This window comes from Ramlibacter sp. (genome assembly GCF_041916345.1).
In the GTDB taxonomy this organism is placed as follows: Bacteria; Pseudomonadota; Gammaproteobacteria; order Burkholderiales; family Burkholderiaceae_C; genus Ramlibacter.
In genome coordinates this window covers 1-25786 of record NZ_JAYRZR010000038.1, presented here as the reverse complement: position 1 = coordinate 25786, position 25786 = coordinate 1, and the positions used below count along the sequence as shown (strand labels likewise).

Annotated in this window: 28 protein-coding genes, 1 tRNA gene and 1 pseudogene; 15 read left to right on the top strand and 15 right to left on the bottom strand. The window is 69.8% G+C overall.

Translation table 11 applies throughout. The features are described 5' to 3' along the window. Window positions 1-100: 100 nt before the first annotated feature. From ACE3T5_RS11840 to ACE3T5_RS11820, 5 genes are all read right to left on the bottom strand, one after another. Entirely contained in the window at window positions 101-1039 is a 939-nt protein-coding gene (locus ACE3T5_RS11840; protein ID WP_374667811.1) for an AraC family transcriptional regulator, read from the bottom strand. A 72-nt stretch (window positions 1040-1111) separates the two neighbouring features. Continuing rightward, window positions 1112-1837 carry an ankyrin repeat domain-containing protein gene (locus tag ACE3T5_RS11835; RefSeq protein ID WP_374667808.1) on the bottom strand — a complete coding sequence of 242 codons (726 nt, stop codon included), beginning with the start codon at window positions 1835-1837 and terminating at the stop codon, window positions 1112-1114. Between the two features lie 5 nt (window positions 1838-1842). Then, window positions 1843-2331 (bottom strand): heme-binding protein, encoded by a 489-nt coding sequence (locus ACE3T5_RS11830; protein WP_374667806.1) that lies wholly within the window; start codon window positions 2329-2331, stop codon window positions 1843-1845. 106 nt (window positions 2332-2437) lie between these two features. Next, entirely contained in the window at window positions 2438-3079 is a 642-nt protein-coding gene (locus tag ACE3T5_RS11825) for a response regulator transcription factor (protein WP_374667804.1), read from the bottom strand. Then, complete coding sequence (locus ACE3T5_RS11820; RefSeq protein ID WP_374667802.1) at window positions 3076-4536, bottom strand: sensor histidine kinase; 1461 nt, start codon at window positions 4534-4536, stop codon at window positions 3076-3078. Before ACE3T5_RS11820 ends, ACE3T5_RS11825 begins: the two co-directional genes overlap by 4 nt. A gap of 43 nt (window positions 4537-4579) precedes the next feature. Between ACE3T5_RS11820 and ACE3T5_RS11815 the strand changes: the two genes are divergently transcribed. Both ACE3T5_RS11815 and dtd read left to right on the top strand, forming a co-directional pair. Then, window positions 4580-5497: a cation diffusion facilitator family transporter gene (locus ACE3T5_RS11815; RefSeq protein WP_374667840.1), complete on the top strand. Its 918-nt coding sequence runs from the start codon at window positions 4580-4582 to the stop codon at window positions 5495-5497. Then, window positions 5497-5937, top strand: a complete 441-nt coding sequence (dtd, locus tag ACE3T5_RS11810; protein ID WP_374667800.1) for a D-aminoacyl-tRNA deacylase — start codon at window positions 5497-5499, stop codon at window positions 5935-5937. Before ACE3T5_RS11815 ends, dtd begins: the two co-directional genes overlap by 1 nt. 91 nt (window positions 5938-6028) lie before the next feature. Here the strand turns inward: dtd and ACE3T5_RS11805 are convergent, their stop codons facing one another. Further along, entirely contained in the window at window positions 6029-7507 is a 1479-nt protein-coding gene (locus ACE3T5_RS11805; RefSeq protein WP_374667798.1) for a deoxyribodipyrimidine photo-lyase, read from the bottom strand. A 15-nt stretch (window positions 7508-7522) separates the two neighbouring features. On the opposite strand from ACE3T5_RS11805, the gene ACE3T5_RS11800 reads away from it, so the two are divergent. Genes ACE3T5_RS11800 through ACE3T5_RS11775 form a run of 6 tightly spaced genes read left to right on the top strand, consistent with a single transcriptional unit; the run spans window position 7523 to window position 12079 of the window. Beyond that, entirely contained in the window at window positions 7523-8122 is a 600-nt protein-coding gene (locus ACE3T5_RS11800; protein WP_374667796.1) for a YqgE/AlgH family protein, read from the top strand. Further along, window positions 8122-8532 (top strand): Holliday junction resolvase RuvX, encoded by a 411-nt coding sequence (gene ruvX, locus ACE3T5_RS11795; protein WP_374667794.1) that lies wholly within the window; start codon window positions 8122-8124, stop codon window positions 8530-8532. Before ACE3T5_RS11800 ends, ruvX begins: the two co-directional genes overlap by 1 nt. Then, on the top strand, window positions 8529-9050 hold the full coding sequence (pyrR, locus tag ACE3T5_RS11790) for a bifunctional pyr operon transcriptional regulator/uracil phosphoribosyltransferase PyrR (protein ID WP_374667792.1): 522 nt from the start codon (window positions 8529-8531) through the stop codon (window positions 9048-9050). Before ruvX ends, pyrR begins: the two co-directional genes overlap by 4 nt. 17 nt (window positions 9051-9067) lie before the next feature. Further along, the gene (locus ACE3T5_RS11785) at window positions 9068-10030 is read left to right on the top strand and encodes an aspartate carbamoyltransferase catalytic subunit (RefSeq protein WP_374667790.1); all 963 of its coding nucleotides are present in this window, start codon (window positions 9068-9070) and stop codon (window positions 10028-10030) included. A gap of 4 nt (window positions 10031-10034) precedes the next feature. Next, window positions 10035-11339 (top strand): dihydroorotase, encoded by a 1305-nt coding sequence (locus tag ACE3T5_RS11780; RefSeq protein WP_374667788.1) that lies wholly within the window; start codon window positions 10035-10037, stop codon window positions 11337-11339. Further along, complete coding sequence (locus ACE3T5_RS11775) at window positions 11336-12079, top strand: lysophospholipid acyltransferase family protein (RefSeq protein WP_374667786.1); 744 nt, start codon at window positions 11336-11338, stop codon at window positions 12077-12079. The genes ACE3T5_RS11780 and ACE3T5_RS11775 overlap by 4 nt, the downstream gene beginning before the upstream one ends. A gap of 1 nt (window position 12080) precedes the next feature. On the opposite strand, the gene ACE3T5_RS11770 is transcribed toward ACE3T5_RS11775, so the two are convergent. Further along, complete coding sequence (locus ACE3T5_RS11770; protein ID WP_374667783.1) at window positions 12081-13190, bottom strand: ABC transporter ATP-binding protein; 1110 nt, start codon at window positions 13188-13190, stop codon at window positions 12081-12083. An 85-nt stretch (window positions 13191-13275) separates the two neighbouring features. Here ACE3T5_RS11770 and ACE3T5_RS11765 point away from each other — a divergent pair, with 85 nt between their 5' ends. Beyond that, the gene (locus ACE3T5_RS11765; protein ID WP_374667781.1) at window positions 13276-14886 is read left to right on the top strand and encodes an ABC transporter permease; all 1611 of its coding nucleotides are present in this window, start codon (window positions 13276-13278) and stop codon (window positions 14884-14886) included. 19 nt (window positions 14887-14905) lie between these two features. Here ACE3T5_RS11765 and ACE3T5_RS11760 read toward each other — a convergent pair whose 3' ends face one another. Then, a complete protein-coding gene (locus ACE3T5_RS11760; protein ID WP_374667779.1) occupies window positions 14906-15133 on the bottom strand; it encodes a hypothetical protein in 228 nt (75 codons plus the stop codon). A 230-nt stretch (window positions 15134-15363) separates the two neighbouring features. Between ACE3T5_RS11760 and ACE3T5_RS11755 the strand changes: the two genes are divergently transcribed. From ACE3T5_RS11755 to ACE3T5_RS11740, 4 genes and pseudogenes are all read left to right on the top strand, one after another. Continuing rightward, on the top strand, window positions 15364-15879 hold the full coding sequence (locus ACE3T5_RS11755; protein WP_374667777.1) for a pilin: 516 nt from the start codon (window positions 15364-15366) through the stop codon (window positions 15877-15879). 291 nt (window positions 15880-16170) lie between these two features. Further along, a complete protein-coding gene (locus ACE3T5_RS11750; RefSeq protein WP_374667775.1) occupies window positions 16171-17220 on the top strand; it encodes a serine protease in 1050 nt (349 codons plus the stop codon). A gap of 93 nt (window positions 17221-17313) precedes the next feature. Continuing rightward, a pseudogene (locus ACE3T5_RS11745) lies at window positions 17314-17679 on the top strand (DUF4172 domain-containing protein); the annotation flags it as partial. Next, the gene (locus tag ACE3T5_RS11740) at window positions 17667-18209 is read left to right on the top strand and encodes a Fic family protein (protein WP_374667773.1); all 543 of its coding nucleotides are present in this window, start codon (window positions 17667-17669) and stop codon (window positions 18207-18209) included. The pseudogene ACE3T5_RS11745 and the gene ACE3T5_RS11740, both read left to right, overlap by 13 nt. Window positions 18210-18350: 141 nt before the next feature. Here the strand turns inward: ACE3T5_RS11740 and ACE3T5_RS11735 are convergent. The 7 genes from ACE3T5_RS11735 to ACE3T5_RS11705 form a co-directional block, all read right to left on the bottom strand. Next, window positions 18351-18425: transfer RNA gene (locus ACE3T5_RS11735), tRNA-Arg, on the bottom strand. Between the two features lie 33 nt (window positions 18426-18458). Beyond that, a complete protein-coding gene (locus ACE3T5_RS11730; protein ID WP_374667771.1) occupies window positions 18459-20678 on the bottom strand; it encodes a cyclic nucleotide-binding domain-containing protein in 2220 nt (739 codons plus the stop codon). A 77-nt stretch (window positions 20679-20755) separates the two neighbouring features. Further along, window positions 20756-21946 (bottom strand): VWA domain-containing protein, encoded by a 1191-nt coding sequence (locus ACE3T5_RS11725; protein ID WP_374667769.1) that lies wholly within the window; start codon window positions 21944-21946, stop codon window positions 20756-20758. Then, entirely contained in the window at window positions 21940-22878 is a 939-nt protein-coding gene (locus ACE3T5_RS11720; protein WP_374667767.1) for a lysostaphin resistance A-like protein, read from the bottom strand. The genes ACE3T5_RS11725 and ACE3T5_RS11720 overlap by 7 nt, the downstream gene beginning before the upstream one ends. After that, window positions 22875-23468, bottom strand: a complete 594-nt coding sequence (locus ACE3T5_RS11715) for a GNAT family N-acetyltransferase (protein ID WP_374667765.1) — start codon at window positions 23466-23468, stop codon at window positions 22875-22877. The genes ACE3T5_RS11720 and ACE3T5_RS11715 overlap by 4 nt, the downstream gene beginning before the upstream one ends. Continuing rightward, a complete protein-coding gene (locus ACE3T5_RS11710) occupies window positions 23468-23680 on the bottom strand; it encodes a hypothetical protein (RefSeq protein ID WP_374667763.1) in 213 nt (70 codons plus the stop codon). Before ACE3T5_RS11710 ends, ACE3T5_RS11715 begins: the two co-directional genes overlap by 1 nt. A 12-nt stretch (window positions 23681-23692) precedes the next feature. Beyond that, entirely contained in the window at window positions 23693-24535 is an 843-nt protein-coding gene (locus ACE3T5_RS11705; protein WP_374667761.1) for an AAA family ATPase, read from the bottom strand. Between the two features lie 88 nt (window positions 24536-24623). On the opposite strand from ACE3T5_RS11705, the gene ACE3T5_RS11700 reads away from it, so the two are divergent. Continuing rightward, the gene (locus tag ACE3T5_RS11700) at window positions 24624-25289 is read left to right on the top strand and encodes a cytochrome c (RefSeq protein WP_374667759.1); all 666 of its coding nucleotides are present in this window, start codon (window positions 24624-24626) and stop codon (window positions 25287-25289) included. A 128-nt stretch (window positions 25290-25417) separates the two neighbouring features. Continuing rightward, entirely contained in the window at window positions 25418-25774 is a 357-nt protein-coding gene (locus tag ACE3T5_RS11695; RefSeq protein WP_374667757.1) for an Hpt domain-containing protein, read from the top strand. The last annotated feature ends 12 nt before the right edge of the window (window positions 25775-25786 follow it).

The window sequence follows — 25786 nt, the reverse complement described above, 5'->3', positions numbered from 1 at the left end:
CGGCGCACCGAATCGCGGAAACTTGCTGCGCGCCCCTCGGCATTTACCCGGGGTTGTCCGGTGCGCGACTCGGCACGAGCTGCGCCGGGCGGGGTGCTGCTCAGCCGTTGCTGCTCTTGGGCCGCAGCTCGCGCTGCCACTGCAGCGGCGTGCGCCCGGTGTGCCGCTTGAACTGCGCCGAGAAGTGGCTGGGGCTCGCGAAGCCGCAGGCCAGCGCGATCTCCAGCACGCTGGGCGCATGCGCCTCGGCGGCCGCGCCCGCGCCGCCCGCACCCGCCCACAGCAGGCGCTTGGCGTGCTCCATGCGCCGCGCCAGGATGTAGCGGTGCGGCGTGATGCCGGTGGTGTCGCGGAACACGCGGCAGAAGTGGAACAGGCTCATGCCAGCCACGCGCGCCAGGTCGTCCAGCGCGAGTTCCGTGGCCAGGTGCTGCTCGATGTGGTCGCGCACGCGGTCCAGGTCACGGCGGGCGGGGCCGGCGGCCTGGTGGTGCTCGCGCAGCAGCAGCCGGCCCACCAGCGCCATCGCCAGCCGCTCGGAGGCCCGGGCGCCGTCAGGGTTGCCATCACGCAGGTCCGCGTGCAGCGCCAGGGCCAGCGGCCGCAGCACGTCGTCGGCCGGCACCACCTGGTGGCGCAGCCGCGCGCGATCGGGCGGCAGGCCGAGCTCGATCGCGCAGTCGGCCACCAGCTCACGCGAGAGGCGGAAGGTGGCGAGTCGCGCCGGCTTGTAGGCCCGGCCCACCGGCTTGGGCATGCTGGCATCGTGGCGCACCGTCAGGTCGGGCGGGATCACCAGCAGCGAATGGCGCTTGCAGACAAAGGCGCCGCGCTGGCCGGTGCCGCTGACGTCGAACGAATAGGAGGGCCCGATGTTGAAGCTGATGCGCAGGTAGGGCGCGGGCTCGATCTCGTGCATGGGGCCGGGCACGTGCACAGCCGCCATCACCACATGGCGCGAGGCCGACGGCAGCACCTCGCGCTGGATGGTGGACGGCGCGGTCTCGGCGGGCTGTTCGGCAAGCGGGGCGGCGGCCATCGCGCGATGGTAGGCAGGGTCGGGCGGCGCGCTGCTCCGGTGTGACCCGGAGTCGCCCCGGCACCAAGGGGGTCAGCGCGCGCCCGCCTGCTCCAGCATCGTCACCATCGCCGTGTAGCCGCGCGACCGCGCCAGCGCCAGCGGGGTGCGGCCGCTGCGATCCGTGAGCTGCAGGCTGGCGCCGGCGTCGATCAGCGCCTTCAGCGTGGCCTGATGGCGCGGCCCGCCGTCGCCCAGCACGATGGCCTCGATCACGGCCGTCCAGTGCAGGTTGTTCACGTGGTCCAGCGGCGCGCCGGCCGCGATGAGCTGGCGCACCACGCCGTCATGACCCAGGTGGGCCGCGGCGATCAGCGCCGTGCCGTCGTAGCGGCTGGTCACCTGCTTCGCGCTGGCGCCCAGGGCCAGCAGCAGGCGCAGCGTCTCCTCGTCGTCGGCCACCGAGGCGATGGTGACGGCGTCGTAGCGGTCGTGCTCCAGCAGGTCGATGCCGGCGCCGGCCTTCACCAGCGCCTGGATCGCGGCGCGCTGGCGGGCGAAGGTCGCCACGTGCAGCGGCGTGCGGCCGTGGCCGTCGCGGGCATTCACGCTGGAGCCGCCCGCCGCGAGCTGGGCGATGCGCGCGGCATCGCCGCGATGCGCGGCGGCGTGCAGGCCCTGGTACTGCGCGGCTTCGGCGGGCGTGGGCGCGGTCTGCGCCTCGGCCGGCGCCACGGCCAGCGCGCCAACCGCGTACACCAGGGCGGCGGCCCAGGCCCGCAGGCCGGCCCGGCGCTTCACGGCGGGTGAGGGGGCCATCCGGCTCACTTCAGCAGGTCCTTCACCTTGTCCAGCGCGGCCACGGCGCACTGCTCGTCCAGGTGACCACCGGGTGCGCCGCCGACGCCGACCGCGCCGATGGTCTCGTTGCCCACCTTCACCGGCACGCCGCCGCCGAGCAGCAGGAAGCCGGGGATGTGCACCAGGTTCGCGGCGGCGGGGTTCTTCTGGGCGCCTTCCATCATCGCCAGCGTGTTGTTCTTCGCCGAGGCGGAGGTGAAGGCCTTCTCGTAGCTGGCGCCCAGCGTGTGCGGGCCGGCGTTGTCCGCGCGCTGCACGGCGCGGATGCTGCCGGCGCGGTCCACCACGGTGGCCGTCACGGCATAGCCGCCGGCGGTGCAGGCGGCCACGGTGGCGGCGGCGATCTGGTTGGCGAGGTCCAGCGACATGTTGCGCTCGGTGCGCACGGCCTGGGCGCTGGCGGTGGCGGCCGCGGCGGCCAGGACGAGGGCGGTGACGAGGGGCTTGCGCATGAGGGGTTCTCCTTGGGTGGTTCGGTGCAGTTCGACCGTGGGGAGAACTGTAGGAATCGGGCCGCCGGCTGCCCATTCGTGCGGCTACGCGCGCGCCTGCGTAGAACTACGGAGCCGGTGGCGAGGCGGCTTCCTCGTCGATTAGCGCCGCATAGCGCCGGATCAGCTGCGCCAGCGACTCCGCCTGCAGCTTGGCGAACAGGTGGGCGCGGTGCGTCTCCACCGTGCGCGGCGACAGGCCCAGCGCGCGGCCGATCTCCTTGTTGGTGAGGCCTTCGACGATCAGTCCGGCCACCTCGCGCTCGCGGTCCGAGAGCTGCGCATAGCGCTCGCGCGCCTCGCGGTCACCGGCCAGCCGCTCGCGCGACTTCACGTGCGTGCGCACCGCATGCTGCAAGGTCTCCAGCAGCACCTCGTCGTCCACCGGCTTCTCCAGGAACTCCGCCGCGCCACCCTTGAAGGCGCGCCGGCACATCTCCACCGTGCCGTGGCCGGTGAGCATCACCACCGGCTGGTCCACGCCTTGCGCCACCAGCTGCTCCAGCACCGCCAGGCCGCTGATGCCGGGCATGCGCACGTCCAGCACGATGGCGCCGATGTCGCCGCGCGGGAACTCGCGCAGGAACTGCTGCGGATCGCCCCAGCCCTGCACCCGCAGGCCCACGGTGGAGATCAGCAGGGCGAGTCCGGCGCGCACCGCCTCGTCGTCGTCGACGATGTGGATGAGGGGGGAGAGGACGGCCGTCATGCGCCTCCTGCCAGCGGCAACGTGAGCGTGAAGGCCGCGCCGCGCGGCGCCAGGGCCTGCGCCGCCAGCCGGCCGCCCATGCCTTGCGCGAGTGACTCGCACAGGCTCAGGCCGAGCCCGAGGCCTTGCTCGCGCGTGGTGAAGAAGGGTTCGAACAGGCGCGGCAGCACATCGGGGGCGATGCCCGGTCCGGTGTCGGCGATGGTGAGCGTGGCTTCGCCCGCGGCCGGCCCGGTGGCGAGCGTGACCGTCAGCTGGCGCTCGTGCGCGGGCACCTGCTCCAGGGCCTGCAGCGCGTTGGTCAGCAGGTTGTGCAGGATCTGCTCCAGCGCCACCGGCTCGGCGCGTACCGCCACCGGCGCGCCCGTCGCCACCACCTGCGGCTGCACGTCGCGGCGCTGGCACTCGGGCTGCAGCAGATGAAGGGCATTGCGCACCGCATCCTGCAGCACCACTGCCTGCGTGTCGGCGGATTGGCCCGGACGCTCCAGGCTGCGACGCAGCCGCCCCAGCACGTCCGAGGCGCGCCGGGCCTGCTGCTCGGCCTGCCGCATCGCGTCGCGCGCCGTAGGAAGGTCCGGCTCCTCGTCGTCCACCAGGCGGCGTGCGGCCTGCGTGTGGGCCAGCAGCGCGGCCAGCGGCTGGTTCAGCTCGTGCGCCAGTCCCGCCGCCAGCTCGCCCAGGGTGTTGAGCCGCGCCACCTGGCCCAGGCGCAGCAGTTCCTCGGCCCGGCGCCGCTCGGCCTGCTGGGCGCGCAGCCACGCGGCACCGCCCACCAGCGTGGCCATGGCCAGCGCCCACGCCAGCATCCAGGCCCAGGGCAGTTCGCCCCAGCCGACCACGCGGCGCGCGACCACGTCGAACGGCTGGCTGTCCGACGCCAGATGCTTGCGGAACTCATACACCCAGCCCGCGCCCGCATCGCGACCGGCCTGCAAGGGATAGCGCTGCGGCCCTTGCTCCAGCGCCAGCCGCACGGGGCTGGTGGCGGGCTGCATCGGCCACTCGTTCCACGGCACCACGGTCTTCAGGTCCATCCCCATCGCGAAGCTGGCGGGCGTGGCCGCCAGCACCAGGCGGTACCGGCCCGCCGCGAAATCGGCATCGGCCAGCACGGCGCGACGCGCTGCACGCGATTGCGCTTCGGCCGCGACCAGGGCCGCATCAGGCCAAGTGGCATCGCCCTCACGGCGCTGCACGGAGAGGATCTGCGGATAGAGCGCCGGCAGCCGCTGCTCGGCCGCCGCCGCCGCGCCGGTGGGCTGCAGCAGGGCCAGCGTGGCCAGGATGGCGTCGTGCTGCACCACGCGCTGGCTCAGCAGGCGGTGCGCGATGCGTGCGTCGGTCTCGAAGGCGTCGCGCTGCGCGTTGAGTTCCTGCCGCGCCAGCAGCACGCCGCCGGCCACGGTGAGCAAGGCCCACACGGCCAGCAGGGCGGCACGCGGCAAGAGGCGCATGTGCAAATTCTTGCATGAGTGCATCCCTTACCATCGGATCGTGATGACTCTTGCCGCCAAGGCCGCCCGAATCCAGCCCGAGACCCTGCTGCGCGCCTCGGTCGTCGTGGCCCTCGTCACCATCGCGCTGAAGACGCTGGCCTGGTGGCTCACCGGCTCGGTGGGCCTGCTGTCGGATGCGATGGAGTCGCTGGTGAACCTGGCTAGCGCCGTCTTCGCGCTGCAGATGGTGCGCATCGCCGAGCGGCCGGCCGACGCCGAGCACCCCTATGGCCATCACAAGGCCGAGTACTTCGCGGCCGGCTTCGAAGGCCTGCTGATCATCGTGGCGGCCATCGGCATCGCCTGGACGGCCGTGCAGCGGCTGATGAACCCGCAGCCGCTGGAGCAGCTGGGCCTGGGCCTGGGGCTCTCCGTGCTCAGCTCCGCCATCAATGGTGCCCTTGCCTGGGTGATGCTGCAGTCGGCAAGGGCGCACCGCTCGCTGGCGGTGGAGGGCGACGCGCGCCACTTGCTGACCGATGTGTGGACGTCCGCCGGCGTCATCCTCGGCGTGGGTCTCGTGGGGCTGACCGGCTGGATCTGGCTGGATCCGGCGGTGGCCATCGCGGTGGCGATCAACATCGTGCGCGAGGGCGTGCATCTCATGAGCCGCTCGACCGAGGGCCTGATGGATGGCGCGCTGGAGCCGGAGGTGCAGCAGGCCATCGATCGCACCCTGGACGAGTTCCGCCACCGTGCGATCCGCTTCGACCATGTGTCCACGCGCCGCTCGGGCCGGCGCCGCTTCGTGGACCTGCACATGCACATGCCGGCCTCCTGGTCCCTGGGGCGCGCGGCCGCCATGCGCGCCGCGGTGGAGCAGGCGCTGATGAGCGCGGTGCCCGGCCTGCGCGCCACCATCCAGCTGCTGCCCACCGACGTGGAAACCGGCTACGACCAGGAAAAGGACCCGCTCTGATGCTGGCCGTGGTGCAACGCGTGCGCGAGGCGAGGGTGGAGGTGGCCGGCGAGTTGATCGGCGCCATCGGCCAGGGCCTGCTGGTGCTGGTGTGCGCCGAGCGCGGCGATACCGAGACCCAGGCACAGCGCCTGATCGCCAAGCTGCTGAAGCTGCGCATCTTCAGCGACGAGGCCGGCAAGATGAACCGCAGCGTGCAGGATGTCGCTGGCGGCCTGCTGCTGGTGAGCCAGTTCACCCTGGCCGCCGACACCAGCGGCGGCAACCGGCCCAGCTTCACGAATGCCGCGCCGCCCGATGAGGGTCGGCGTCTCTACGAGCACGTCGTTGCGCTGGCCCGCGCGGCGCATCCGGTGGTGCAGACCGGCGAGTTCGCGGCCGACATGCAGGTGCATCTGGTGAACGACGGGCCGGTGACGATCCCGATGACGGTGCGTTAGCGCCCCGTCGTCCCCGCGCAGGCGGGGGCCCAGAAGGTGCTTGCATGCCGAGATCTCCTGGATTCCCGCCTGCGCGGGAATGACGAGCGCATCAACCCTTCGCCTTCACCACCGCATAGCGCCGCAGCGTCTGCTCGCGCGCTTCGGCATGGTCCACCACGGGTAGCGGATAGTCGCGCCCCAGCACGAGCCCGGCCGCCTGCAAGTCCAGCGGGCGCGCCGTCCACGGCGCGTGCACCGCGTTGCCGGACAGGCCCGCGAGCTGCGGCAGGTAGCGGCGGATGAAGCGGCCTTCGGGGTCGAACTTCTCGCTCTGGCTCACCGGGTTGAAGATGCGGAAGTAGGGCTGCGCGTCGCAGCCGCTGGAGGCGGCCCACTGCCAGCCACCGTTGTTGGCCGCGAGGTCGAAGTCGATCAGCTGCTGCGCGAAGTAGGCCTCGCCGCGGCGCCAGTCGATGCCCAGATCCTTGGTGAGAAAGCTCGCCACCACCATGCGCAGGCGGTTGTGCATGTAGCCGGTCTGGTTGATCTGCGCCATGGCGGCATCCACCAGCGGGTAGCCGGTGCGGCCCTCGCACCAGGCGGCGAACAGCGCCTCGGCCTCGGGGCCCTGCTCCCAGGCGATGCCGTCGTACTCGGGGCGGAAACTGTGGCTGGCGCCCTGGGCGTCGTGCACGTGCGGAAAGTTCGCCAGCACCTGGTGGTAGAAGTCGCGCCAGATCAGCTCGTTCAGCCACACGTCGGCACCGCGTGATCCGCCCGTCGCCGCTTGCTGCGCCAGGGCGGCCGCCTGCCGGATGGAGAGCGTACCGAAGCGCAGGTGCACGCTCAGGTAGCTGGGGCCCTTGATGGCGGGGAAGTCGCGCGCATCGGCGTAGCGGTCCATGCGTGACGCGAAGTCGCGCAGCAGCGCCTGCGCACCGCTGGCGCCCGGCACCACCGGCAGCTCGCCGAGGTTGGAGGGTTCGAAGCCGATGGCCGCGAGCGGCGGCACGCCGGCCTGCCAGCCCTCCGGCACGGGCGCCAGCCGGTCCAGGTAGCGCGCCACCGGATAGGGCTTGAGATAGAACGCATCGAGCTTCGCGCGCCAGGCCCGGCTGTAGGGCGTGAACACCGCGTAGGGCTTGCCCGCCTGGGTGAGCACTTCCTGCCGCTCGAAGACCACGTGGTCCTTCCAGGTGTGCAGCGCGATGCCCTGGCCCGCGAGGGACGCGCGCACCTCGTCATCGCGCTGGCGGGCGAAGGGCTCGTCGTCGTGGTTGGCGAACACTGCCTGCGCGCCCAGCGCTGAAGCCAGGCGCGGGATCTCATCGCGAGCCGACCCGTGCAGCACGATCAGCCCGCGGCCTTCGCCTTGCGCGCGCAGCGCGGCATCCAGCTCGCGCAGGCTGGCATGGATGAACTCGACCCGCCGGTCCCGGCGCGGCAGTGCCGCCAGGATGTCGGTGTCGAAGACGAAGACGCAGTGGACGCCGCGGCAGGCCTTGAGCGCGTGGTACAGCGCCGCATGGTCGTCCAGCCGCAGGTCCCGCCGCAGCCAGACAAGGCCGGTGTCGCAGGAGGGGGTCATCTACAATGCCCGATCATGCCGCCCGATGCCGACTCGATCAACCTGACGCATCATTTCCTGATCGCGATGCCGGGCTTGCAGGACGCCACCTTCGCCCGCAGCGTGGTCTACCTGTGCGAGCACAGCCCGCGCGGCGCGCTGGGTCTGGTGATCAACAAGCCGACCGACATCAACCTGCGCAACCTGTTCGAGAAGGTGGACCTGCCCCTGGGCCGGGACGACCTCGCCACCACGCCGGTGCTGCAGGGCGGCCCGGTGCAGACCGAGCGCGGCTTCGTGCTGCACGAGCCGGTGATCGCCGAGGGTGGCGACGCCGGCGAATCGGTCTATGCCTCCACGATGACGATTCCCGGCGGCCTGGAGATGACCACCTCCAAGGATGTGCTGGAGGCCGTCTCCAGCGGCGCCGGTCCGCGCAAGCTGCTGGTCACGCTGGGCTACTCGGCGTGGAGCGAAGGCCAGCTCGAATCCGAGCTCGCCGACAACAGCTGGCTCACGGTGGGCGCGGATCCGGCCGTGATCTTCGACACCCCCATCGAGCAACGCTACGACCGTGCACTCTCGCTGCTGGGCCTGCAGGCGTGGATGCTCTCGCCGGGGGCGGGGCACGCGTAGTGGCGACGCCGCCCGAAGTCCCCGCGCGCTGCCAGACCTTTCTTGCTTTCGATTACGGACTCAAGCGCACCGGCGTAGCCAGCGGCAACCGGCTGCTGGGCACGGCCACGCCGCAAGCGACGATCCGCGCCGAGGGCGCTGCTCGCCTGGCCGCGGCGGTGGCGCGCATCCGCGAGTGGCAGCCTGATGCGCTGGTTGTGGGCGTGCCCTTCCATCCCGACGGCGCCAGCCACGACAATACGGCCCGCGCGCGCAAGTTCGCGCGCCAGCTGCGCGCGGCCAGCGGCCTGCCGGTGTTCGAGGTGGATGAGCGCTACAGCACCACCGAGGCACTGGCCTCTGGCGCGCGCGATGCCGACGCCGGCGCGGCCTGCGTCATCCTGGACCAATTCCTGAGGAGCCTGCCTTGACCGCGGATCAAACCGGCACCGGCGCGCTGACGCTCGACGCCGAAGCCCTGTACCGAGAACTGCTGCGCGGCGTGCGCACGCTCATGGCGCCCGATGCCCGCCTGGTCGGCGTCACCTCCGGCGGCGCCTGGCTGGCCGAGCGCCTGCAGGTCGACCTGGGCCTGGCGGGCGCGCCGGGTGTCATCTCCTCGGCCCTGCATCGTGATGACTTCGCGCGGCGCGGCATGGCCGCGAGCGCGCAGACGCGGCTGGACTTCGACGTGAACGGCGCGCGCATCGTGCTGCTGGACGACGTGCTCTACACCGGCCGCACCATCCGCGCGGTGCTCAACGAGCTGTTCGACTATGGTCGCCCTGCGTCGGTGTCGCTCGCCGTGCTGGTGGACCGGGGCGGCCGCGAGCTGCCGATCCAGGCCGACTTCGCGGCGGCGCGCGTGCTGCTCGCGCCCGCGCAATCGCTCGCGCTGGCGCGCGCCGGCGATGGCCGCTTCAGCTTCCAGGTCGAGCGCGCGAACTGAAAGCGCCAGGACACGCCATGCTGCACCACCGCCACCCCCAGCTGAACAAGAACGGCGAGCTGATCCACCTGCTGTCCATCGAAGGGCTGCCGCGGGAGATCCTCACCCACATCCTCGACACCGCCTCCAGCTTCGTGAGCGTGAGCGACCGCGAGGTGAAGAAGGTGCCGCTGCTGCGCGGCAAGAGCGTGTTCAACCTGTTCTTCGAGAACAGCACGCGCACGCGCACCACCTTCGAGATCGCGGCCACGCGCCTGTCGGCCGACGTCATCAACCTCGACATCGCGCGTTCCTCGGCCAGCAAGGGCGAGTCGCTGCTGGACACCATCGCCAACCTGTCGGCGATGGCGGCGGACCTGTTCGTCGTGCGGCACAGCGAGTCTGGCGCGCCCTACCTCATCGCACAGCACGTGGCGCCGCACGTGCACGTGGTCAACGCCGGCGATGGTCGCCATGCCCACCCCACGCAGGGGCTGCTGGACATGTACACCATCCGCCACTACAAGAAGGATTTCAGCGGCCTCACGGTGGCGATCGTGGGCGACGTGCTGCACTCGCGCGTGGCCCGCAGCGACATCCACGCGCTCACCACGCTGGGCTGCGCCGAGGTGCGGGTGGTGGGCCCGCGCACGTTGGTGCCCGGCGACATGGCCGACATGGGCGTGCGCGTGTTCCACAGCCTGGAGGACGGCCTGCGCGGCTGCGACGTGGTGATCATGCTGCGCCTGCAGAACGAGCGCATGAGCGGCGCGCTGCTGCCCTCCTCGCAGGAGTTCTTCAAGCGCTACGGCCTCACGCCCGAGCGGCTGGCGCTCGCGAAGCCGGACGCCATCGTCATGCACCCGGGGCCCATCAACCGCGGCGTGGAGATCGATTCCTCGGTGGTGGATGGCAAGCAGAGCGTGATCCTGCCGCAGGTGACGTTCGGCATCGCCGTGCGCATGGCCGTCATGAGCATCGTCGCCGGCAACGAAGCTTGAGATCATGAAACTCCTCATCCGAAATGGCCGCGTCGTCGACCCGGCGCGCAACTTCGACGAGATCGCCGACATCGCCGTGGCCGCGGGGCGCATCATCGCCATCGGCCAGGCGCCTGCGGGCTTCGCGCCCAACCGCACCATCGACGCCGCTGGCTGCATCGTGGCACCGGGGCTGGTGGACCTGGCGGTTCGCCTGCGCGAGCCGGGCCACGAGCACGAGGGCATGCTGGAGAGCGAGATGGCCGCGGCGGTGGCCGGCGGCGTGACCAGCCTGGTGTGCCCGCCGGACACCGACCCGGTGCTCGACGAGCCGGGCCTCGTGGACATGCTGAAGTTCCGCGCCGAGAAGCTGCACCAGGCGCGCGTGTTCCCGCTCGGTGCCCTCACGCGCGGCCTGGCCGGCGAGATCCTCACCGAGATGGCGGAGCTCACCGAGTCCGGCTGCGTGGGCTTCAGCCAGGCCGAGGTGCCGCTGGCAAACACGCAGGTGCTGCAGCGCGCGCTGCAGTACGCCTCCACCTTCGGCTATGCCGTGTGGCTGCGCCCGCAGGAGCTGCACCTGGGCAAGGGCGTCGCCGCCAGTGGCCCGCTGGCAACGCGCATGGGCCTCTCGGGCGTTCCGGTGGCCGCTGAGACGATCGCGCTGCACACCATCCTGGAGCTGATGCGCGCCACGCGCGCGCGGGTGCACCTCTGCCGTCTGAGCAGCGCCGCCGGCGTGGCGCTGGTGCGCGCCGCCAAGCAGGAGGGGCTGGCTGTCACCTGCGACGTGAGCATCAACTCGCTGCACCTGACGGACGCCGACATCGGCTACTTCGACAGCCGCATGCGCCTGAACCCGCCGCTGCGCCAGGCCCGTGACCGCGATGCCCTGCGCGAGGCACTGGCCGACGGTACCGTCGACGCGCTGGTGTCCGACCACACGCCGGTGGACGAGGACGCGAAGACGCTGCCCTTCGCCGAGGCCGAGCCCGGCGCCACCGGGCTGGAGCTGCTGCTGGGCCTGGCGCTGCGCTGGGGCCAGGAAAGCGGCGTGGGCCTGCCGCGCGCGCTGGCCGTGCTCACCTGCGAGCCGGCGCGTGTGCTGGGTTCCGCGCTGGGCACGCTGCAGGCGAGCGCGGGCCAGCTGGTGGAGGGCGGCATCGCGGACCTGTGCATCTTCGACCCTGCCGCGAGCTGGACGGTCACCCCGCAGGCGCTGCGCAGCCAGGGCCGGCACACGCCCTTCGAAGGCCATGAGCTGCCGGGCCGCGTGCGCTGGACGCTCGTGGGTGGCCAGGTCGCGTACGAGGCGCGGTCCGACGCGTGAACGGGCTGCGCGGCGCGTTCCGCCTGGCGCGGGCCACCTGGCATGCGCTCGCCGGCTGGCTCACCATCACCCTGCTGTTTCCGCGCTGGGGCGAGCAGCGGCGCCAGGCCACCGTGCAGGCCTGGGCGCTGCGCATGCTGCGCATCCTGGGCGTGACGCTGCATGTGCACGGACAGCCGCCGGTGCAGGGCCCGGTGCTGCTGGTGGCGAATCATCTCTCCTGGCTCGACATCCTGGTGATGCACGCTGCGCGCCATTGCCGCTTCGTCTCCAAGGCGGAAGTGCGACGCTGGCCGCTGATCGGCACCCTGGCCACCGGTGGCGGCACGCTCTACATCGAGCGCGAGAAACGTCGTGACGCGATGCGCGTGGTGCACCGCATGGCCGAGAGCCTGCGCGCGGGCGAGATCGTGGCGGTGTTCCCGGAAGGCACCACCACCGACGGCCGCGAACTGCTGCCCTTCCACGCCAACCTGATCCAGGCCGCCGTGTCGGCCGACGCGCCGGTGCAGCCCGTGGGCCTGCGCTTCGTGGACCGCGCGACCGGCGCCGACAGCGCGGCGCCGCTGTACATCGGTGACGACACGCTGGTGGGCTCGCTCTGGCGCGTGGTGGCCGGCCGGCCGTTCGCGGCGCATGTGCACTTCGGCCAGCCGCAACGCGCCGAGGGGCGCGACCGCCGCGCCTGGGCGCAGGCGCTGCAGGCAGCGGTGGATGAGCTGCGCCGGCGAAAAGGCTGAGTCAGCCGTTCGCGAACGACACCATCGGCGCCGCCGCCGCGCCACCCTCGCGCTGGAAGGTGACCACGTGGTCCACCTGCGGGCGGATGCCGATCCACTCGCCGATCTTGTGGTCTTGGTGGCTGGGCACGTGGGCCAGCACCGTCTCGCCGGTGGCGAGACGCAGCGTGTAGAGGAACTCCGAGCCGCGGAAGGCCTTGCGCACGATCTCGGCCTTCACCGGTGCGTCGTCGTCGTGCACGATGTCGTCGGCGCGCAGCAGCACCTCGCACTGGCCCCAGCCGAAGGCCTCGGGCAGCGGGCATTCCGCGCCGTCGGTGAGAGCACCCAGCGCCGTGTGCACCACCACGCCGGTGGCGGTGCGCTTCACCGTTGCGGGCGTGAACACGCCGTGGCCGATGAAATCCGCCACGAAGCGCGTGGCCGGGCGGTGATACAGCGTGTAGGCGTCATCCCACTGGTGCAGCCGGCCCTCGTGCATGACGCCGATCACGTCGCCGATGGCAAAGGCCTCCAGCTGGTCGTGGGTGACGAACAGCGCGGTCGCGTGCGCGGCCTTCAGGATGCCGCGGATCTCGTGGGCCAGGCGCTCACGCAGGTCCACGTCGAGGTTGGAGAAGGGCTCGTCCAGCAGCAGCAACTGCGGACGCGGCGCCAGCGCGCGAGCGAGCGCCACGCGCTGCTGCTGGCCGCCCGACAGCTCGTGCGGCATGCGCTTCTGCGTGTCGGCCAGGCCCACCAGCGCCAGCACCTCCGCCACGCGCGCGGCCTGGTCTGCCTTCGACAGCGCGCGGCCGAGCCCGAAGCCGACGTTGCCCGCCACGTCGAGGTGCGGGAACAGCGCGTAGTCCTGGAACACCATGCCGATGCGCCGCTGCTCCGGCGGCACGTGCACGCCCTGGCCCGTGACACGCTGGCCGGACAGCAGGATCTCGCCGCCGGTGGCGGGCTCCAGGCCGGCCACGGCGCGCAGCAGCGTCGTCTTGCCGCAGCCCGAGGGCCCGATCAGCACGCCGATGTCACCGGCGCGCAGGCCGAGCGACACGGCGTCCACCGCCGCCCGCGGCCGGCCGGGGTAGTGGACGCTCAACTGGCGCAGCTCGATGTGCATCGCTCCATTCTAGATGCTTACAATTCTCATTTGCATCGTTCGGGCCGATCCGGCCTTTCCTCAACGCCCGCGACGGGCCCCGCCCATGCCCGCCCACCGGCTGCGTGACCTGCCCCTGCTGATCCTCGCCGTGCTGCTGGTGCTGCCGGTGCTGGCCGTGCTGGGCTCCTGGCTGTCGTGGAACGCGCAGAGCGCGCAGATCCTGCGCGAGATGGCGGCCACCGTGCTGCCCGACTACGCCCTCACCAGCCTGCTGCTGTGCGCCAGCGTGGCCGTCGGCGTGGCCGTGGTCGGATCTGCCGGCGCGGCCGCGGTCACGCTGTTCGAGTTTCGCGGCCGCCGCCTGCTGGAATGGGCGCTGCTGCTGCCGCTGGCGATGCCGGCCTATGTGGTCGCCTACGCCTACACCGATTTCCTGCAGTTCAGCGGCCCGCTGCAGACCTGGCTGCGCGCCCAATTCGGGCTGCAGGGGCGCGTGTTCCCCGAGGTGCGCAACACCGCCGGCGCTGCCTGGGTGTTCATCTTCACGCTCTATCCCTATGTGTACCTGCTGGTGCGCACCGCGCTGTCGGAGCGCGCCGCGCAGCTGATGGAGGCCGCGCGGCTATTGGGCGCGCCGCTGCACGAGCGCATCCGCCGCGTGGCGCTGCCGCTGGCCCGACCGGCCATGGCCGCCGGCATCGCGCTGGCGCTGATGGAGACGCTGGCCGATTTCGGCGTGGCCAGCTACTTCGGCATCCAGACCTTCAGCGCCGGCATCTACAAGGCCTGGCTGGCCATGGACAACCGTATCGCGGCGGCGCAGCTCGCCACCGTGCTGCTGGCCGTGGTGGCGGCGCTGCTCGCGCTGGAGGCGCGCGCCCAGAGCCGCCTTCGCTTCGTGGCCGGCCGCAGCCGCGGCGGCGGCATGGAGGCGCAACCGGTCCCGCTGAAGGGGCTGCGCCTGCTGGCGGCCTGGGCCGTGTGCGCATTGCCGGTGCTGATGGGCTTCGTGCTGCCGGTGCTCTTCATGCTGCGGCCCCTGGCGGCGGATTGGTCGGTGCTGCCCTGGGACCGCTTCCTGCAATGGGCCGGCAACAGCCTGCGCCTGGGCGCGCTCAGCGCCGCGCTGGCCGTGATGCTGGCGCTCGCGCTGGCCTTCCGCCTGCGCCGCGGCGGGGGCGGCGTGGCGCGCGGCGTGGTGCAGCTGGCCGGCCTGGGCTATGCCGTGCCGGGCGCGGTGCTGGTGGTGGGCCTGCTGCTGCCGGTGGGCTGGGTGCAGCAGGCCTGGCCGCAGTCGGCCGTGGGCTACTGGATGACGGCCACCATCCTGGGGATCGTGTGGGCCTATCTGGTGCGCTTCGTCTCGGTGGCGCTGCAATCGGTGCAGAGCGGCTATGCGCGCATCCCCGCCAGCCTGGACGATTCGGCCCGCATGCTGGGCGCCGGCTCCGCAGCGCTGCTGACGCGCGTGCACTGGCCGCTGCTCAAGCGCTCCGCCGCCGCGGCCGGCCTGCTGGTGTTCGTGGACGTGATGAAGGAGCTGCCCGCCACCCTGGTGCTGCGGCCCTTCGACAGCGACACGCTGGCGGTGGTGGCCTACCAGCTCGCGCGCGATGAACGCCTGGGCGAGGCGGCGCTGCCCTCGCTGGCGCTGGTGCTGGTGGGCCTGATTCCGGTGGTGCTGCTGTCGCGCACGCTGCGCGGCAAGGGCTAGCGGAGACGACGGGGGATCATCAGTCGTCCCCCTGCTGCGCCGGGCTTGCGCCGGGCTTGCGGAAGACAACCTCGCCGGTCGGCACATGCACCACGCGGATCTCGCCACTGGACACCAGCGTCTTGGCCGCCAGGCTGACGGCCAGCGCGCGGTCATTGAGCGCCAGACCCTGCTGCGCGCCCGCATCCGCCCACAAGCGGCCGGCGATGGGCTGCGTGCTTTCGATGCGGTAGTCGGCGGCGGTCATGGCGTTTCCCCTGAAGGTCTTGACGGGTTCCTGGGCATCCTAGGCGGCGGGCGTGGCGCCTTGGTGACACCGTTTGCAACCGACTGGCCCGTTGTGTAACCAGTGGCAATGGTGCCCTGCAGCATCCGCGCGCGCGCCTGTGCCATCAAGCAAGCAACGTGCCGAAACGTGACCCGGCGGCGGCCTGCCCGTATCATGCCGGGCAGCCCGGCGCGAGGAGACGGGCCGCCATGAACCAGCCCCTGCGCTCGCCCACGGTTGCCCGCCGCGCCCCTGCCGCACGTGCCGAGACCGGCTTCTCGCTGATCGAGATCCTGATCGTGGTGGCCATCATCGGCATCCTCGGCGCCATTGCCTTCCCCATGTACCAGGACAACACGCGCAAGGCCCGCATGACCGAGGTGGTGGTGGCCGCCAGCACATGCCGCACCGCCGTGAGCGAGGTCTACCTGGCCACCGTCGTGCCGCCCAGCGGCTGGAACTGCAGCCAGTTCCCGGCCAGCAAGTACGTGAAGAGCGTCGCCACCGCGGAGGGCGGCGTGATCACCGTCACTGCCACCGGCTTCGGCGACAGCAGCATCGACGACAAGGTGATCACCTTCACCCCCTACCACGACGACACCACGCCCAAGAACCACGCGACCGCGGGGCACCTGGGCAAGGCGGTGTTCAAGTGGGAGTGCCAGTCGCCCGCGAGCGGCGGGATTCCGGTGAAGTTCCTGCCGGCGAATTGCCGGGGGGTGTGAGGGTAAAGGTGGTGGACAAGCAGTCTATTGGTGCTGAAATTGGGCTCGACTTGGCCGGGCAACATTCGCATTGTGGGCAATTTGGAAGCGCGAAACAGGCGGGTAGATGTGGCAGACTAAATCGAATATGTGGCACGCCGACGTCCCTTGCGCTCCAATTGCTCTAACGGCCATTATCTGACGTAGATTACCTCGGATATTCTGCCGTCAAGGAGGGGAAAAGTGTCTGCGAATTGCTGGAGCTTGCCTAAGCGGAAGTGGAGGCTCGTGGTGGCACTTGCGGCGGCAGCGATGAACACTGCTGTTGTCGCAGAAGTCTGGATGCCAATCATTGATGGTTCAACAAGAACCATTGAAGTTCAAGGATTGCACGCGACCCTTGATGGTAGCGTTGCTTACTATGTTTCCCGGTACTCAACCGCTAGGGGGCGAATCACGATTCGTGTTGAAGTTCGTTGCAATGAAAGACGGCGAGCGGTAGTCACTACGGAATCTCCGCCTACGATCCGCCCGTTCCCATTTCTCTCGTTCGAGCAATTGGAACCCGATTCCTTGGCAGAAGCGGAGTTCGCGTGCCGTTGGGCGGCTGACGACCCTGTCGCCAAGAGTCGAGTGGCAATGGCTCGGTTGAATCCCACATCAGCTGAGCAACCCAATCAGGGCCAGCTACACCAGTCTGCGCCTGCAGCCACAACGGTCCCCGCAAAGGCTGCCAAGCGTGAGCCGATTGCTCTAGGATCCGGATTTGTAGTTGGCACTCGCCTCGCCGTGACCAATCAACACGTGGTTGATGGCTGTGAAACCCTCACTGTTCGGCAGGGTGACGAAGTTCGAACCGCTGAAGTTCAAAGCTCACATACTGGTTTCGATTTGGCGTTGTTGTCCCTTAGTGGCCCACTTGGTTCACCGGTGAGCATTCGAAGTGCTGTATCCCTCGGCGAAGACGTAATGGTTGCCGGGCATCCGCTGTCTGGGTTCTTGGCTTCCGATATTGTGGTCACATCTGGACAAGTGAATAGTCTGTCTGGGCTTAAGGACGAACCGACCTTATTTCAACTGTCGGCAGGCATTCATTCCGGAAACAGTGGCGGCCCTGTATTAGACAGATTCGGCGCCCTAGTTGGTGTGGTTGTAGCGAAAGTCGATGCGCTAAAGTTTGGTCGTGCTACAGGTGAGATACCGCAGAATCTCAATTTCGCTATAAAGCCCGAGGTCCTGCGCCTGTTCTTGGATACACATCGTGTACGCTATGTCAATGCCGTCGGTGGCCGTAGGCTGGAGGGGGTCGAACTCGCAGGCCGTGCTCGTGGCGTTACTGTGCAAATTGTCTGCCAAGATTGAGTACGCGGTGGCTTCGCGGCGATCTGACCCGCCAGGGGTTTCGTGGGGGCAACTGGTGTGAGGTAGTCGTCGCGCCGCTGGCGCCATTTCAGCCATGCAGCTGGTCAGGTAGAGGGCAAGCTCGCAGCGCTCGGCTTGCAGGAACGCCTCGACCTCACAGCCGAAGCCTGGGCGCAGGAGGCGCTGGCGACCGCGGCTATCGAAGGCGAGCAGCTCGATCTGCTGGCCGTCCGTTCCTCCATTGCGCAGCGCCTGGGCGCCTCGGGGTCGAAAGGCGCGACGCCCCCCAGGCATGTCGATGGCCTGCTCAGCATCATGGACGACGCCGTCGTCAAGGCCCGCGAGCCCCTTACCAACGAGCGTCTGCAGGCTTGGCAGCTGCGCTCTTCCCAACCGGCTTCTCCGGCATGCGCCCGGTGCGGACCGGTCCCTACCGCACCGAAGCTATGCAGATCGTGAGCGGCCCCCAGCGCAGGGAGACGGTGCACTATGAAGCACCGCCGGCCGCCGAGATGCCGGTGCAGATGCAGAAGTTTCTCGACTGGTTCAATGCGAGCCAGGAGAACAGCCTTGTGAAGGCCGTGCTGTCCCACATCTGGTTCGAGACGATCCACCCGATGGATGACGGCAACGGACGAGTCGGGCGCAACATCGTGGACCTCTGTCTGGCCAGAGACGCCGGTGAGGCGTCTCGACTGGTGCGCATTTCGCAGCGCCTGCTCGAGCATCGGGAGGTCTACCACCACGAACTGGGCCGTGCCCAGCATGGTGGGCTGGACGTGACGCCGTGGATGATCTGGTTCGTGCGGCAGGTCCGCATGGCATGGGAGGCGGCCAGCGCGGTTGTGGACACCTCGCTTGAAAAGGCACGGTTCTGGGTGGCACACACCGGGATGCCGCTGAACGCACGACAGAGGAACGCCATCAACGCATTGCTGGACCAGGGGCCAGGCGGTTTCGAGGGAGGCATGAGCACCCGCAAGTACTAGAGCCTGACCAGCGCCTCACGCCCCACGGCGTCGCGCGAGCTGATCGAGCTGGGCGTGCTGAAACAAGTGGGGGCAGGGCGATCGACGCAGTACTACGTCAACCTGCCTGGGTGGCATCCGGCGGAGGCGTGATCCCGTCCCTGGCGCCCCCGACAGGAATCGAACCTGTATCTAGCGCTTAGGAGGCGCTCGTTCTATCCATTGAACTACGGCGGCGGGGCAGCGCATTGTAGGGGCTGCCCCCCGCCCTCAGCCGTTCTGCGCGATGAGCTGGCCGGTGGTGGCGCGCAGGCGGTTGGAGATCTGCGCGGAGAGGGCGCGCATGAACTCCTGCGCGTCGGCCGGGTGGTAGCCGGCCCAGGTGGCGAAGCCCCGGCGCGGCAGCACGAACAGCAGGCACGAGCTGACCGCCGTGGCCCTGGCGGAGCGCACGGACCCATCCAGGAAGGCCATCTCGCCGAACACCATGCCGGGGCCGAAGGTGGCCACGCGCACCGCCTCGGTCTTGCCCGGCAGCTCGATGCTCACGTTGCCGGCCAGCACCAGCAGCAGGTTGCCGTCCTTGTCGCCGGCGTTGAACACCGGCTGGCCGGCCGCCACCGCGATGACCTTGCCGAAGCCGGGCAGCTGCGCCAGGGCGGCGTCGCTGAGCGTGGCGAGCAGCGGTACCTCCTTCACGTTCTGGTAGGGCTTGGGCTGGGTCACGTTGGTCACGCCCTGGCGGCGCAGCACCTCGTTCTCGGCCCACTCCAGCGCCTTGTCGGTATTGGAGAACAGCATCACCGTCTCATGCAGGGCGCGCCGCGCGTCGTCGGAGGGGTGGCTCAGCATCAGCTCCACGTGGGTGCGCTGGAACTCGTCGGCCATGCGCTTGAAGGCCTCCAGCGCGGTCACGTCCCAGTGGGTCACGCGCTGCGCGTCGATCAGCAGCACGTCCATCTGGCTCGGGTTGACGATGCGGCTGATCTCCTCGCGGATGCGCCGTGCCACCGCGAAGCTCGCCGTGCCCTGCAGCGCCACCACCACGCAGCGGCCGGCGGCGCGGCGCAGGATGGCCTCGTCCTCGTCGCTGCGCCAGCGGCGCGAGCGGATCTCGCGCAGCGTGTGCACGGATCGCACGATGGTGCCCTCGGCGCCGCGCACCAGCTGCGCCACCGCCACCGCGAAGCCCGCCAGCATGGCGAAGATGCCGCTGGTGAGCACGAACACCAGGCCGATCAGCCAGGTCTGCGTCCACATCTGGCGCTCGCCCACGCCCTTGCCGGCGCGCTCGAACAGGCTGGTGTCCAGCAGGTTCAGGCCGATGACGATGAGCGCCACCACCACGAACAGCGTGGGCAGCCGCTGCACGCCCAGCCACACCGTGCCCAGCGCCAGCAGCAGGCCCAGCACCACCACCAGGTTGGCCATGTGGATGGCGCGGCCGTTGCGGATGCCGATGTCGTACAGCGGCCGCGTGGCGCCGATCAGGCTGGAGGCCGGCAGCAGGCCGAACCACGGCAGCACCGCCATGGTGAGGGCGCTGGCCTGCAGCTCGCCGTTCAGGTCATAGGCGTCGCCCGTCAGGTTCTCGATGGTGGCCGCGTTGCCGGCGGAATCGACCAGGAAGGTGAAGGCGACGAACAGGGCCTGTCCCGCGAGCACCGTCACCGCGGACCACAGCACCGACCAGTGGCCCGCGCCCGGCAGCTCGGTGGGCGCCGGCATCGGCACCAGGCGCGGCAGCAGGTCCAGCGGGCCGGCGATGGCCGGCACGGCGAGCCAGGTGAAGCGCATGGCCGTGCCCCATTCCATGGCCCACAGCAGGCCGGCGGAGACGGGCAGCAGGGCCAGCAGGTAGGGCCAGCCCGGGTGCTTGCGACGCCACCCCAGCACCACCAGCAGCAGGATCAGGCCCAGCCCGGCCGCGGCCAGCGCGCTGGCGGGGGCGGAGATGCGTCCGTTGACGTAGAACCAGCCGGCAATCGTCTTGACCTGGATCCACAGGATGGCCAGGCCGAAGCCCAGGCTGAGGCCGCGGCCCACGGGGGCGGGCAGGTAGCGCGTGAAGCGCGTGGCACCGGTGCGCACCATCACCCAGACGACCAGGGCCGAGACCGTCATGCAGGCGGCCGCCAGGCCCATCACGCCAGCGGGTGGCAGGTTCAGCCCAGGCGCCAGCGTGGCGCAGGTCGCCAGGGTCGACGCATACAGCAGCGCGGAGCCCGGCCGCACCGCGTAGATGGCGCCACGCCCGGGCGAGAACAGGAACAGCAGGAGGATGCCGCCGATGGCCGACCACAGGCACCACAGCGGATTGATGGGAATGCCCAGCAGGATGAGCGGCGTGTAGGCGATGCCCGCCAGTGCCAGCGTCTGCGGCAGGATGGTTCCCAGCGCGATCACGCCGCCCTGCAGCGCGCCGCCGGCGGCCTGGGCGGTGGGCAGCGGCTCGTCTTCCTCGACGAGGATCGAGAGGCGATTGTTCACGCGGGCCATGATCCCGCAAAACCCGCGCCGGCGCGACGTTTACCGCCCGCGGGGCGGCCGCGCCTGTTGCGTGGCGGCTACTTGGACAGCAGGCGCATGGCCTCTTCCAGGCCCTTGATGGTGAGCGGGTACATGCGCTGGTTCATCAGCTGCTGGATGACCGAGATGCTCTGCCGGTACTGCCACACGCCCTGCGGCTCGGGGTTGATCCAGGCGAACTTCGGGAAGGCGTTGGTCAGGCGCTGCAGCCACTCGGCACCGGCTTCCTCGTTGTTGTATTCCACGCTGCCGCCGGGCTGGAGGATCTCGTACGGGCTCATCGTCGCGTCGCCCACGAAGATCAGCTTGTAGTCCTTGTTGTACTTGCGGATGATGTCCCAGGTGGCGAACTTCTCGCTGAAGCGCCGCCGGTTGTTCTTCCACATGAAGTCGTACACGCAGTTGTGGAAGTAGTAGAACTCCAGGTGCTTGAACTCCGCCTTGGCGGCGGAGAACATCTCCTCCACGCGGTGGATGTGCTCGTCCATCGTGCCGCCCACGTCCATCAGCAGCAGCACCTTCACGTTGTTGTGCCGCTCGGGCACCATCTTGATGTCGAGCCAGCCCGCGTTGGCCGCGGTGGAGCGGATGGTGTCGTCCAGGTCCAGCTCGTCGGCGGCGCCCTCGCGCGCGAACTTGCGCAGCCGCCGCAGCGCCACCTTGATGTTGCGCGTGCCCAGCTCCTGCGTGTCGTCGTAGTCCTTGTAGGCCCGCTGGTCCCAGACCTTCACCGCGCTCTTGTTGCGGCTCTTGTCCTGGCCGATGCGGATGCCCTGCGGGTTGAAGCCATAGGCGCCGAAGGGGCTGGTGCCGCCGGTGCCGATCATCCGGTTGCCGCCCTCGTGGCGTTCCTTCTGCTCCTCGAAGCGCTTCTTCAGCGTCTCCATCAGCTCGTCCCAGCCCATCTTCTCGATCTTGGCCTTCTCCTCGGGCGAGAGCTCCAGCTCCAGGTTCTTGCGCAGCCACTCCAGCGGCAGGTCCTTGGTGAAGTCGGCCAGCATCTCCACGCCCTTGAAGTACGCGGCGAAGGCGCGGTCGAACTTGTCGTAGTGCTTCTCGTCCTTCACGAGCGCGGTGCGCGAGAGGTAGTAGAAGTCGTCGATGGAATAGGCGCCCTCGCTCATGGGGCCGACCACGCCCTCCTTCACGGCCTCCAGCAGGACCAGGTATTCCTTGACCGAGACCGGCAGCTTGGCGCTGCGCAGGGTGTAGAAGAAGTCGATCAGCATGGGGTGTCTCCGGAGGGGGGACGGTCGGGAGAGGGGGCTCGGCGGCGGCGCGCGGCGAGCAGCAGCGTCGCCGAGGCGAGCAGACTGAGGGCGACGGTGACCACCGAGCCCTCGACGCCGAAGGCGCCGCCGGTGAGCCAGGCGGGGCCGTCGAAGCTGACTTGCAGGAAGGGGTCTTTCACGGCGTTGCCCGAGACGGGGCTGCCGAAGACCTTGCCTTCCAGGAAGTTCCAGGCCATGTGCAGGCCGATGCAGGGCCACAGCGAGCGCGTGAGCGCATAGACGGCGCCCAGCAGGATGCCGGCCTCCACCGCGATGGCGAACGAGGTCCACAGCGAGGCATTCGGGTTGCCGAGGTGCACGCCGCCGAACAGCAGCGCCGACACGCCCAGCGCCCACGCATCACCCTTGGATTCAGCAATCAGGCGGTACAGCACACCGCGGAAGATGATCTCCTCGGAGATGCCGGCGCCCACGCCGACGATGAGCAGCATGCGCCACCAGCCCTCGCCGCTGCCCCAGCCCTGCACCTGGTAGGCGCCGGCCAGCCAGAGCGTGCCGAACACGGCGCCGATCAGCAGCACGCCCCCCAGCACGCCCGCGGCGATGCCGGGCACGAGATGGCGCAGGGACAACTCTGTCGCGCGGCGGCGTTCCACCCACCAGGCCAGCAGCAGGAACGCGCCCAGTGTGGGAATGATCTGCCGGGCCAGCGTGGCGCCCACGCGCAGGCCGGCGGGGGCCTCGGGCGCTGTCCAGCCCAGCAGCGCGAACACGCGGAAGGTGACCACGCTCAGCACGCCGGCGAAAGCCAGGAACAGCCCGCCGCGGCCCCAGGCGGACGCGCGCGCCCCGGCCCACCAGCGTTGCAGGCGGCTGCCGCCGGCCTGCGCCGCGCCGGCCTCGGGGGCGGGCGGGGCGGTGGGGATCATCGCGGCCGGGTGAGCTGGTAGTGCAGGTGCGCCCGCACCTCGGGCCATTCACCAGCGGTGAGGCTGTACATCACCGTGTCGCGGATGGTGCCGTCGCGCCGCATCGCATGGCCGCGGATCACGCCGTCCTTGCGGGCGCCCAGCCGCTCGATCGCCTTCTGGCTCGCGAAGTTGTAGTTGTCGGTGCGCCAGCCCACCACCTGCGCGCCCAGCGTGTCGAAGGCATGGGCCATCATCAGCAGCTTGCAGGTGGTGTTGACGTGCGTGCGCTGGCAGCGCTTCGCGTACCAGGTGTAGCCGATCTCCAGGCGGTGCACCTCGGGCAGGATGTCGTGGTAGCTGGTGCTGCCCAGCACGGTGCCAGTGGCTGCATCGAGCACGGCGAAGGCCAGGCGCTTGCCCTCGTCATGCATGCGCAGGGCGTCCTCGATGTAGCGGCGGGTCTGCGCCGGCTCCGGCACGGAGGTGACGCGGATGTTCCACAGCTCGCCATCGGCGGCGGCGGCGCGCAGGCCCTCCTCATGCGAGAGGGCCAGCGGCACCAGCCGCACGGTGCCACCGTCGAGGGTACAGGGTTCAGGTTTGCGCATCAATCGGCCTTGCTTTTGCGCCGCCAGTATCGCGCCAGCTGCAGCCCGCCACCACCGCCCAGGCCGACGAGCACGATGCCGCCGACGCTGCTGGCGTCATAGCCTGGCGCCAGGGGGTCGAACCCGAGGAGCCGACCCAGCCAGTAGGCGGCTAGCGCGCCGCCCACGAAGCCAATGGCGTCGGAAAGGCCTTCGATGAGCGCCGGGTGCATGCCCGCGGTGCCTTATCGATTGTGGCGTTGCATGAAGACGAGCTTCTCGAACAGCGTCACGTCCTGTTCGTTCTTCAGCAGGGCGCCCACCAGCGGGGGGATGGCGACCTTCTCGTCCTTGCTCTGCAGCGCCTCGACCGGGATGTCCTCGGCCACCAGCAGCTTCAGCCAGTCCAGCAGCTCGGAGGTGCTGGGCTTCTTCTTCAGGCCGGGCAGGTTGCGCACGTCGTAGAAGGTCTTCATCGCCGAGGCGAGCAGTTCCTTCTTCAGGCCGGGGAAGTGCACGTCGACGATCTGGCGCATCGTCTCGGCGTCGGGGAACTTGATGTAGTGGAAGAAGCAGCGGCGCAGGAAGGCATCCGGCAGTTCCTTCTCGTTGTTGGAGGTGATGAAGACCAGCGGGCGATGACGGGCCTTCACCAGCTCGCGCGTCTCGTAGACGTAGAACTCCATGCGGTCGAGTTCGCGCAGCAGGTCGTTCGGGAATTCGATGTCGGCCTTGTCGATTTCGTCGATCAGCAGCGCGACCGGCTGGTCCGCCGTGAAGGCCTGCCACAGCACGCCCTTCACGATGTAGTTGTGGATGTCCTTGACCTTCTGGTCGCCGAGCTGCGAGTCGCGCAGGCGGCTGACCGCGTCGTACTCGTACAGGCCCTGCTGCGCCTTGGTGGTCGACTTGATGTGCCACTGCAGCAGGGGCATGCCCAGCGCCTGCGACACTTCCTCGGCGAGCATGGTCTTGCCGGTGCCGGGTTCGCCCTTCACGAGCAGGGGGCGCTTGAGCGTGATGGACGCGTTCACCGCCAGCATCAGGTCTTGCGTGGCGACGTAGTTCTGGGAGCCTTGGAACTTCATGGGCGATCAAAAAGCGTGGGGGAGTGGAGGCCGCCGATATAATCGTTCGTTGATCTTCCGCAGACCTTGGTCAGATTGTGCGCGCAAAATGAATAAGTTGTTGAATACGCTGTTCGTCCTGGCTGTCGCTTCCGTGACGGCGCATGCCCAGGCCCCCGCCGCACCGGCCAAGCCGGCCGTGGCCTCGATCGAGTCCCGCGTCGCCATGTGCGTCGGCTGCCATGGCATTCCCGGCTACCAGTCCAGCTTCCCCGAGGTGCACCGCGTGCCCATGATCTCGGGCCAGAACGCCAAGTACATCGCCGCCGCGCTCAACGCCTACAAGACCGGCGAGCGCAAGCACCCCACCATGCGCGGCATCGCCGAGACGCTGAGCGAGCAGGATATTGCCGACATCTCGGCCTACTACGAGAAGCACGCCGGCACCACCGGTGGCGCCAAGACCGTGCGTGAGCCCAGCCCGCAGGTCGCCGCCCTGCTGCAGAAGGCGGCCTGCGCCTCCTGCCACGGCGCCGACTACTCCAAGCCCATCGATCCCAGCTACCCCAAGATCGCCGGCCAGCACTCGGACTACCTGTTCGTGGCCCTCAAGGCCTACAAGGCGAGCAACAGCGCCAACAACGTCGGCCGCAACAACGGCGTGATGGGCGCCATCGCCAAGCAGTTCACCAACGCCGAACTCAAGGCGCTGTCCGGCTACATCGGCTCGCTCGAAGGCGATCTGCGCACCCGGCCGGACCCCAAGTTCCGCTAGGTCCGCTTACCACCCGAGGCCGGCAGGACAGGCCATGAAAGACGCAGGCGCCCCGTCCCGGCGCCTTCCTTTTTTTGCGCCGTCCACGACCTTCATCCCCTTCACCCGCAGTACCGGAGGGCCGTGCCATGGCCGATGAAGAAGCCCTGCCCGCACGGCTGAACCGTGCAGCCGCCCTGGACCGCCTGGGCAACCATGCGCAGATCTACGGCCAGGTGCTCGACATGTTCCGCGAGACATTGCCGGTGACCTGTGCCGACATCGTGGCGCACATGCAGGCCGGCCAGTGGCCGGAGGCGGCCCGCAAGGCGCACTCCCTCAAGGGCAGCGCCGGTGCCGTGGGCGCCGACCGCCTGCTGAAGCTGGCTTCGACGGCCGAGCGCGCCCTGGCCGCCGGCGCCGTGGATGCCGAGGCCACGCAGGCGGCGGTGCAGGCCCTGCTGGCCGAGGCGCAGGCCCTGCTGGCCGAGCTCAGCGCCGGCTGAGAGCTTGTGAAT

Coding starts and splice junctions, on each gene's coding strand:
- ACE3T5_RS11840 (WP_374667811.1), bottom strand. CDS start 1,039: ATGGCCGCCGCCCCGCTTGCCGAACAGCCCGCCGAGACCGCGCCGTCC.
- ACE3T5_RS11835 (WP_374667808.1), bottom strand. CDS start 1,837: ATGGCCCCCTCACCCGCCGTGAAGCGCCGGGCCGGCCTGCGGGCCTGG.
- ACE3T5_RS11830 (WP_374667806.1), bottom strand. CDS start 2,331: ATGCGCAAGCCCCTCGTCACCGCCCTCGTCCTGGCCGCCGCGGCCGCC.
- ACE3T5_RS11825 (WP_374667804.1), bottom strand. CDS start 3,079: ATGACGGCCGTCCTCTCCCCCCTCATCCACATCGTCGACGACGACGAG.
- ACE3T5_RS11820 (WP_374667802.1), bottom strand. CDS start 4,536: ATGCGCCTCTTGCCGCGTGCCGCCCTGCTGGCCGTGTGGGCCTTGCTC.
- ACE3T5_RS11815 (WP_374667840.1), top strand. CDS start 4,580: ATGACTCTTGCCGCCAAGGCCGCCCGAATCCAGCCCGAGACCCTGCTG.
- dtd (WP_374667800.1), top strand. CDS start 5,497: ATGCTGGCCGTGGTGCAACGCGTGCGCGAGGCGAGGGTGGAGGTGGCC.
- ACE3T5_RS11805 (WP_374667798.1), bottom strand. CDS start 7,507: ATGACCCCCTCCTGCGACACCGGCCTTGTCTGGCTGCGGCGGGACCTG.
- ACE3T5_RS11800 (WP_374667796.1), top strand. CDS start 7,523: ATGCCGCCCGATGCCGACTCGATCAACCTGACGCATCATTTCCTGATC.
- ACE3T5_RS11785 (WP_374667790.1), top strand. CDS start 9,068: ATGCTGCACCACCGCCACCCCCAGCTGAACAAGAACGGCGAGCTGATC.
- ACE3T5_RS11780 (WP_374667788.1), top strand. CDS start 10,035: ATGAAACTCCTCATCCGAAATGGCCGCGTCGTCGACCCGGCGCGCAAC.
- ACE3T5_RS11770 (WP_374667783.1), bottom strand. CDS start 13,190: ATGCACATCGAGCTGCGCCAGTTGAGCGTCCACTACCCCGGCCGGCCG.
- ACE3T5_RS11765 (WP_374667781.1), top strand. CDS start 13,276: ATGCCCGCCCACCGGCTGCGTGACCTGCCCCTGCTGATCCTCGCCGTG.
- ACE3T5_RS11760 (WP_374667779.1), bottom strand. CDS start 15,133: ATGACCGCCGCCGACTACCGCATCGAAAGCACGCAGCCCATCGCCGGC.
- ACE3T5_RS11755 (WP_374667777.1), top strand. CDS start 15,364: ATGAACCAGCCCCTGCGCTCGCCCACGGTTGCCCGCCGCGCCCCTGCC.
- ACE3T5_RS11750 (WP_374667775.1), top strand. CDS start 16,171: ATGAACACTGCTGTTGTCGCAGAAGTCTGGATGCCAATCATTGATGGT.
- ACE3T5_RS11740 (WP_374667773.1), top strand. CDS start 17,667: ATGCAGATCGTGAGCGGCCCCCAGCGCAGGGAGACGGTGCACTATGAA.
- ACE3T5_RS11725 (WP_374667769.1), bottom strand. CDS start 21,946: ATGCTGATCGACTTCTTCTACACCCTGCGCAGCGCCAAGCTGCCGGTC.
- ACE3T5_RS11720 (WP_374667767.1), bottom strand. CDS start 22,878: ATGATCCCCACCGCCCCGCCCGCCCCCGAGGCCGGCGCGGCGCAGGCC.
- ACE3T5_RS11715 (WP_374667765.1), bottom strand. CDS start 23,468: ATGCGCAAACCTGAACCCTGTACCCTCGACGGTGGCACCGTGCGGCTG.
- ACE3T5_RS11710 (WP_374667763.1), bottom strand. CDS start 23,680: ATGCACCCGGCGCTCATCGAAGGCCTTTCCGACGCCATTGGCTTCGTG.
- ACE3T5_RS11705 (WP_374667761.1), bottom strand. CDS start 24,535: ATGAAGTTCCAAGGCTCCCAGAACTACGTCGCCACGCAAGACCTGATG.
- ACE3T5_RS11700 (WP_374667759.1), top strand. CDS start 24,624: ATGAATAAGTTGTTGAATACGCTGTTCGTCCTGGCTGTCGCTTCCGTG.
- ACE3T5_RS11695 (WP_374667757.1), top strand. CDS start 25,418: ATGGCCGATGAAGAAGCCCTGCCCGCACGGCTGAACCGTGCAGCCGCC.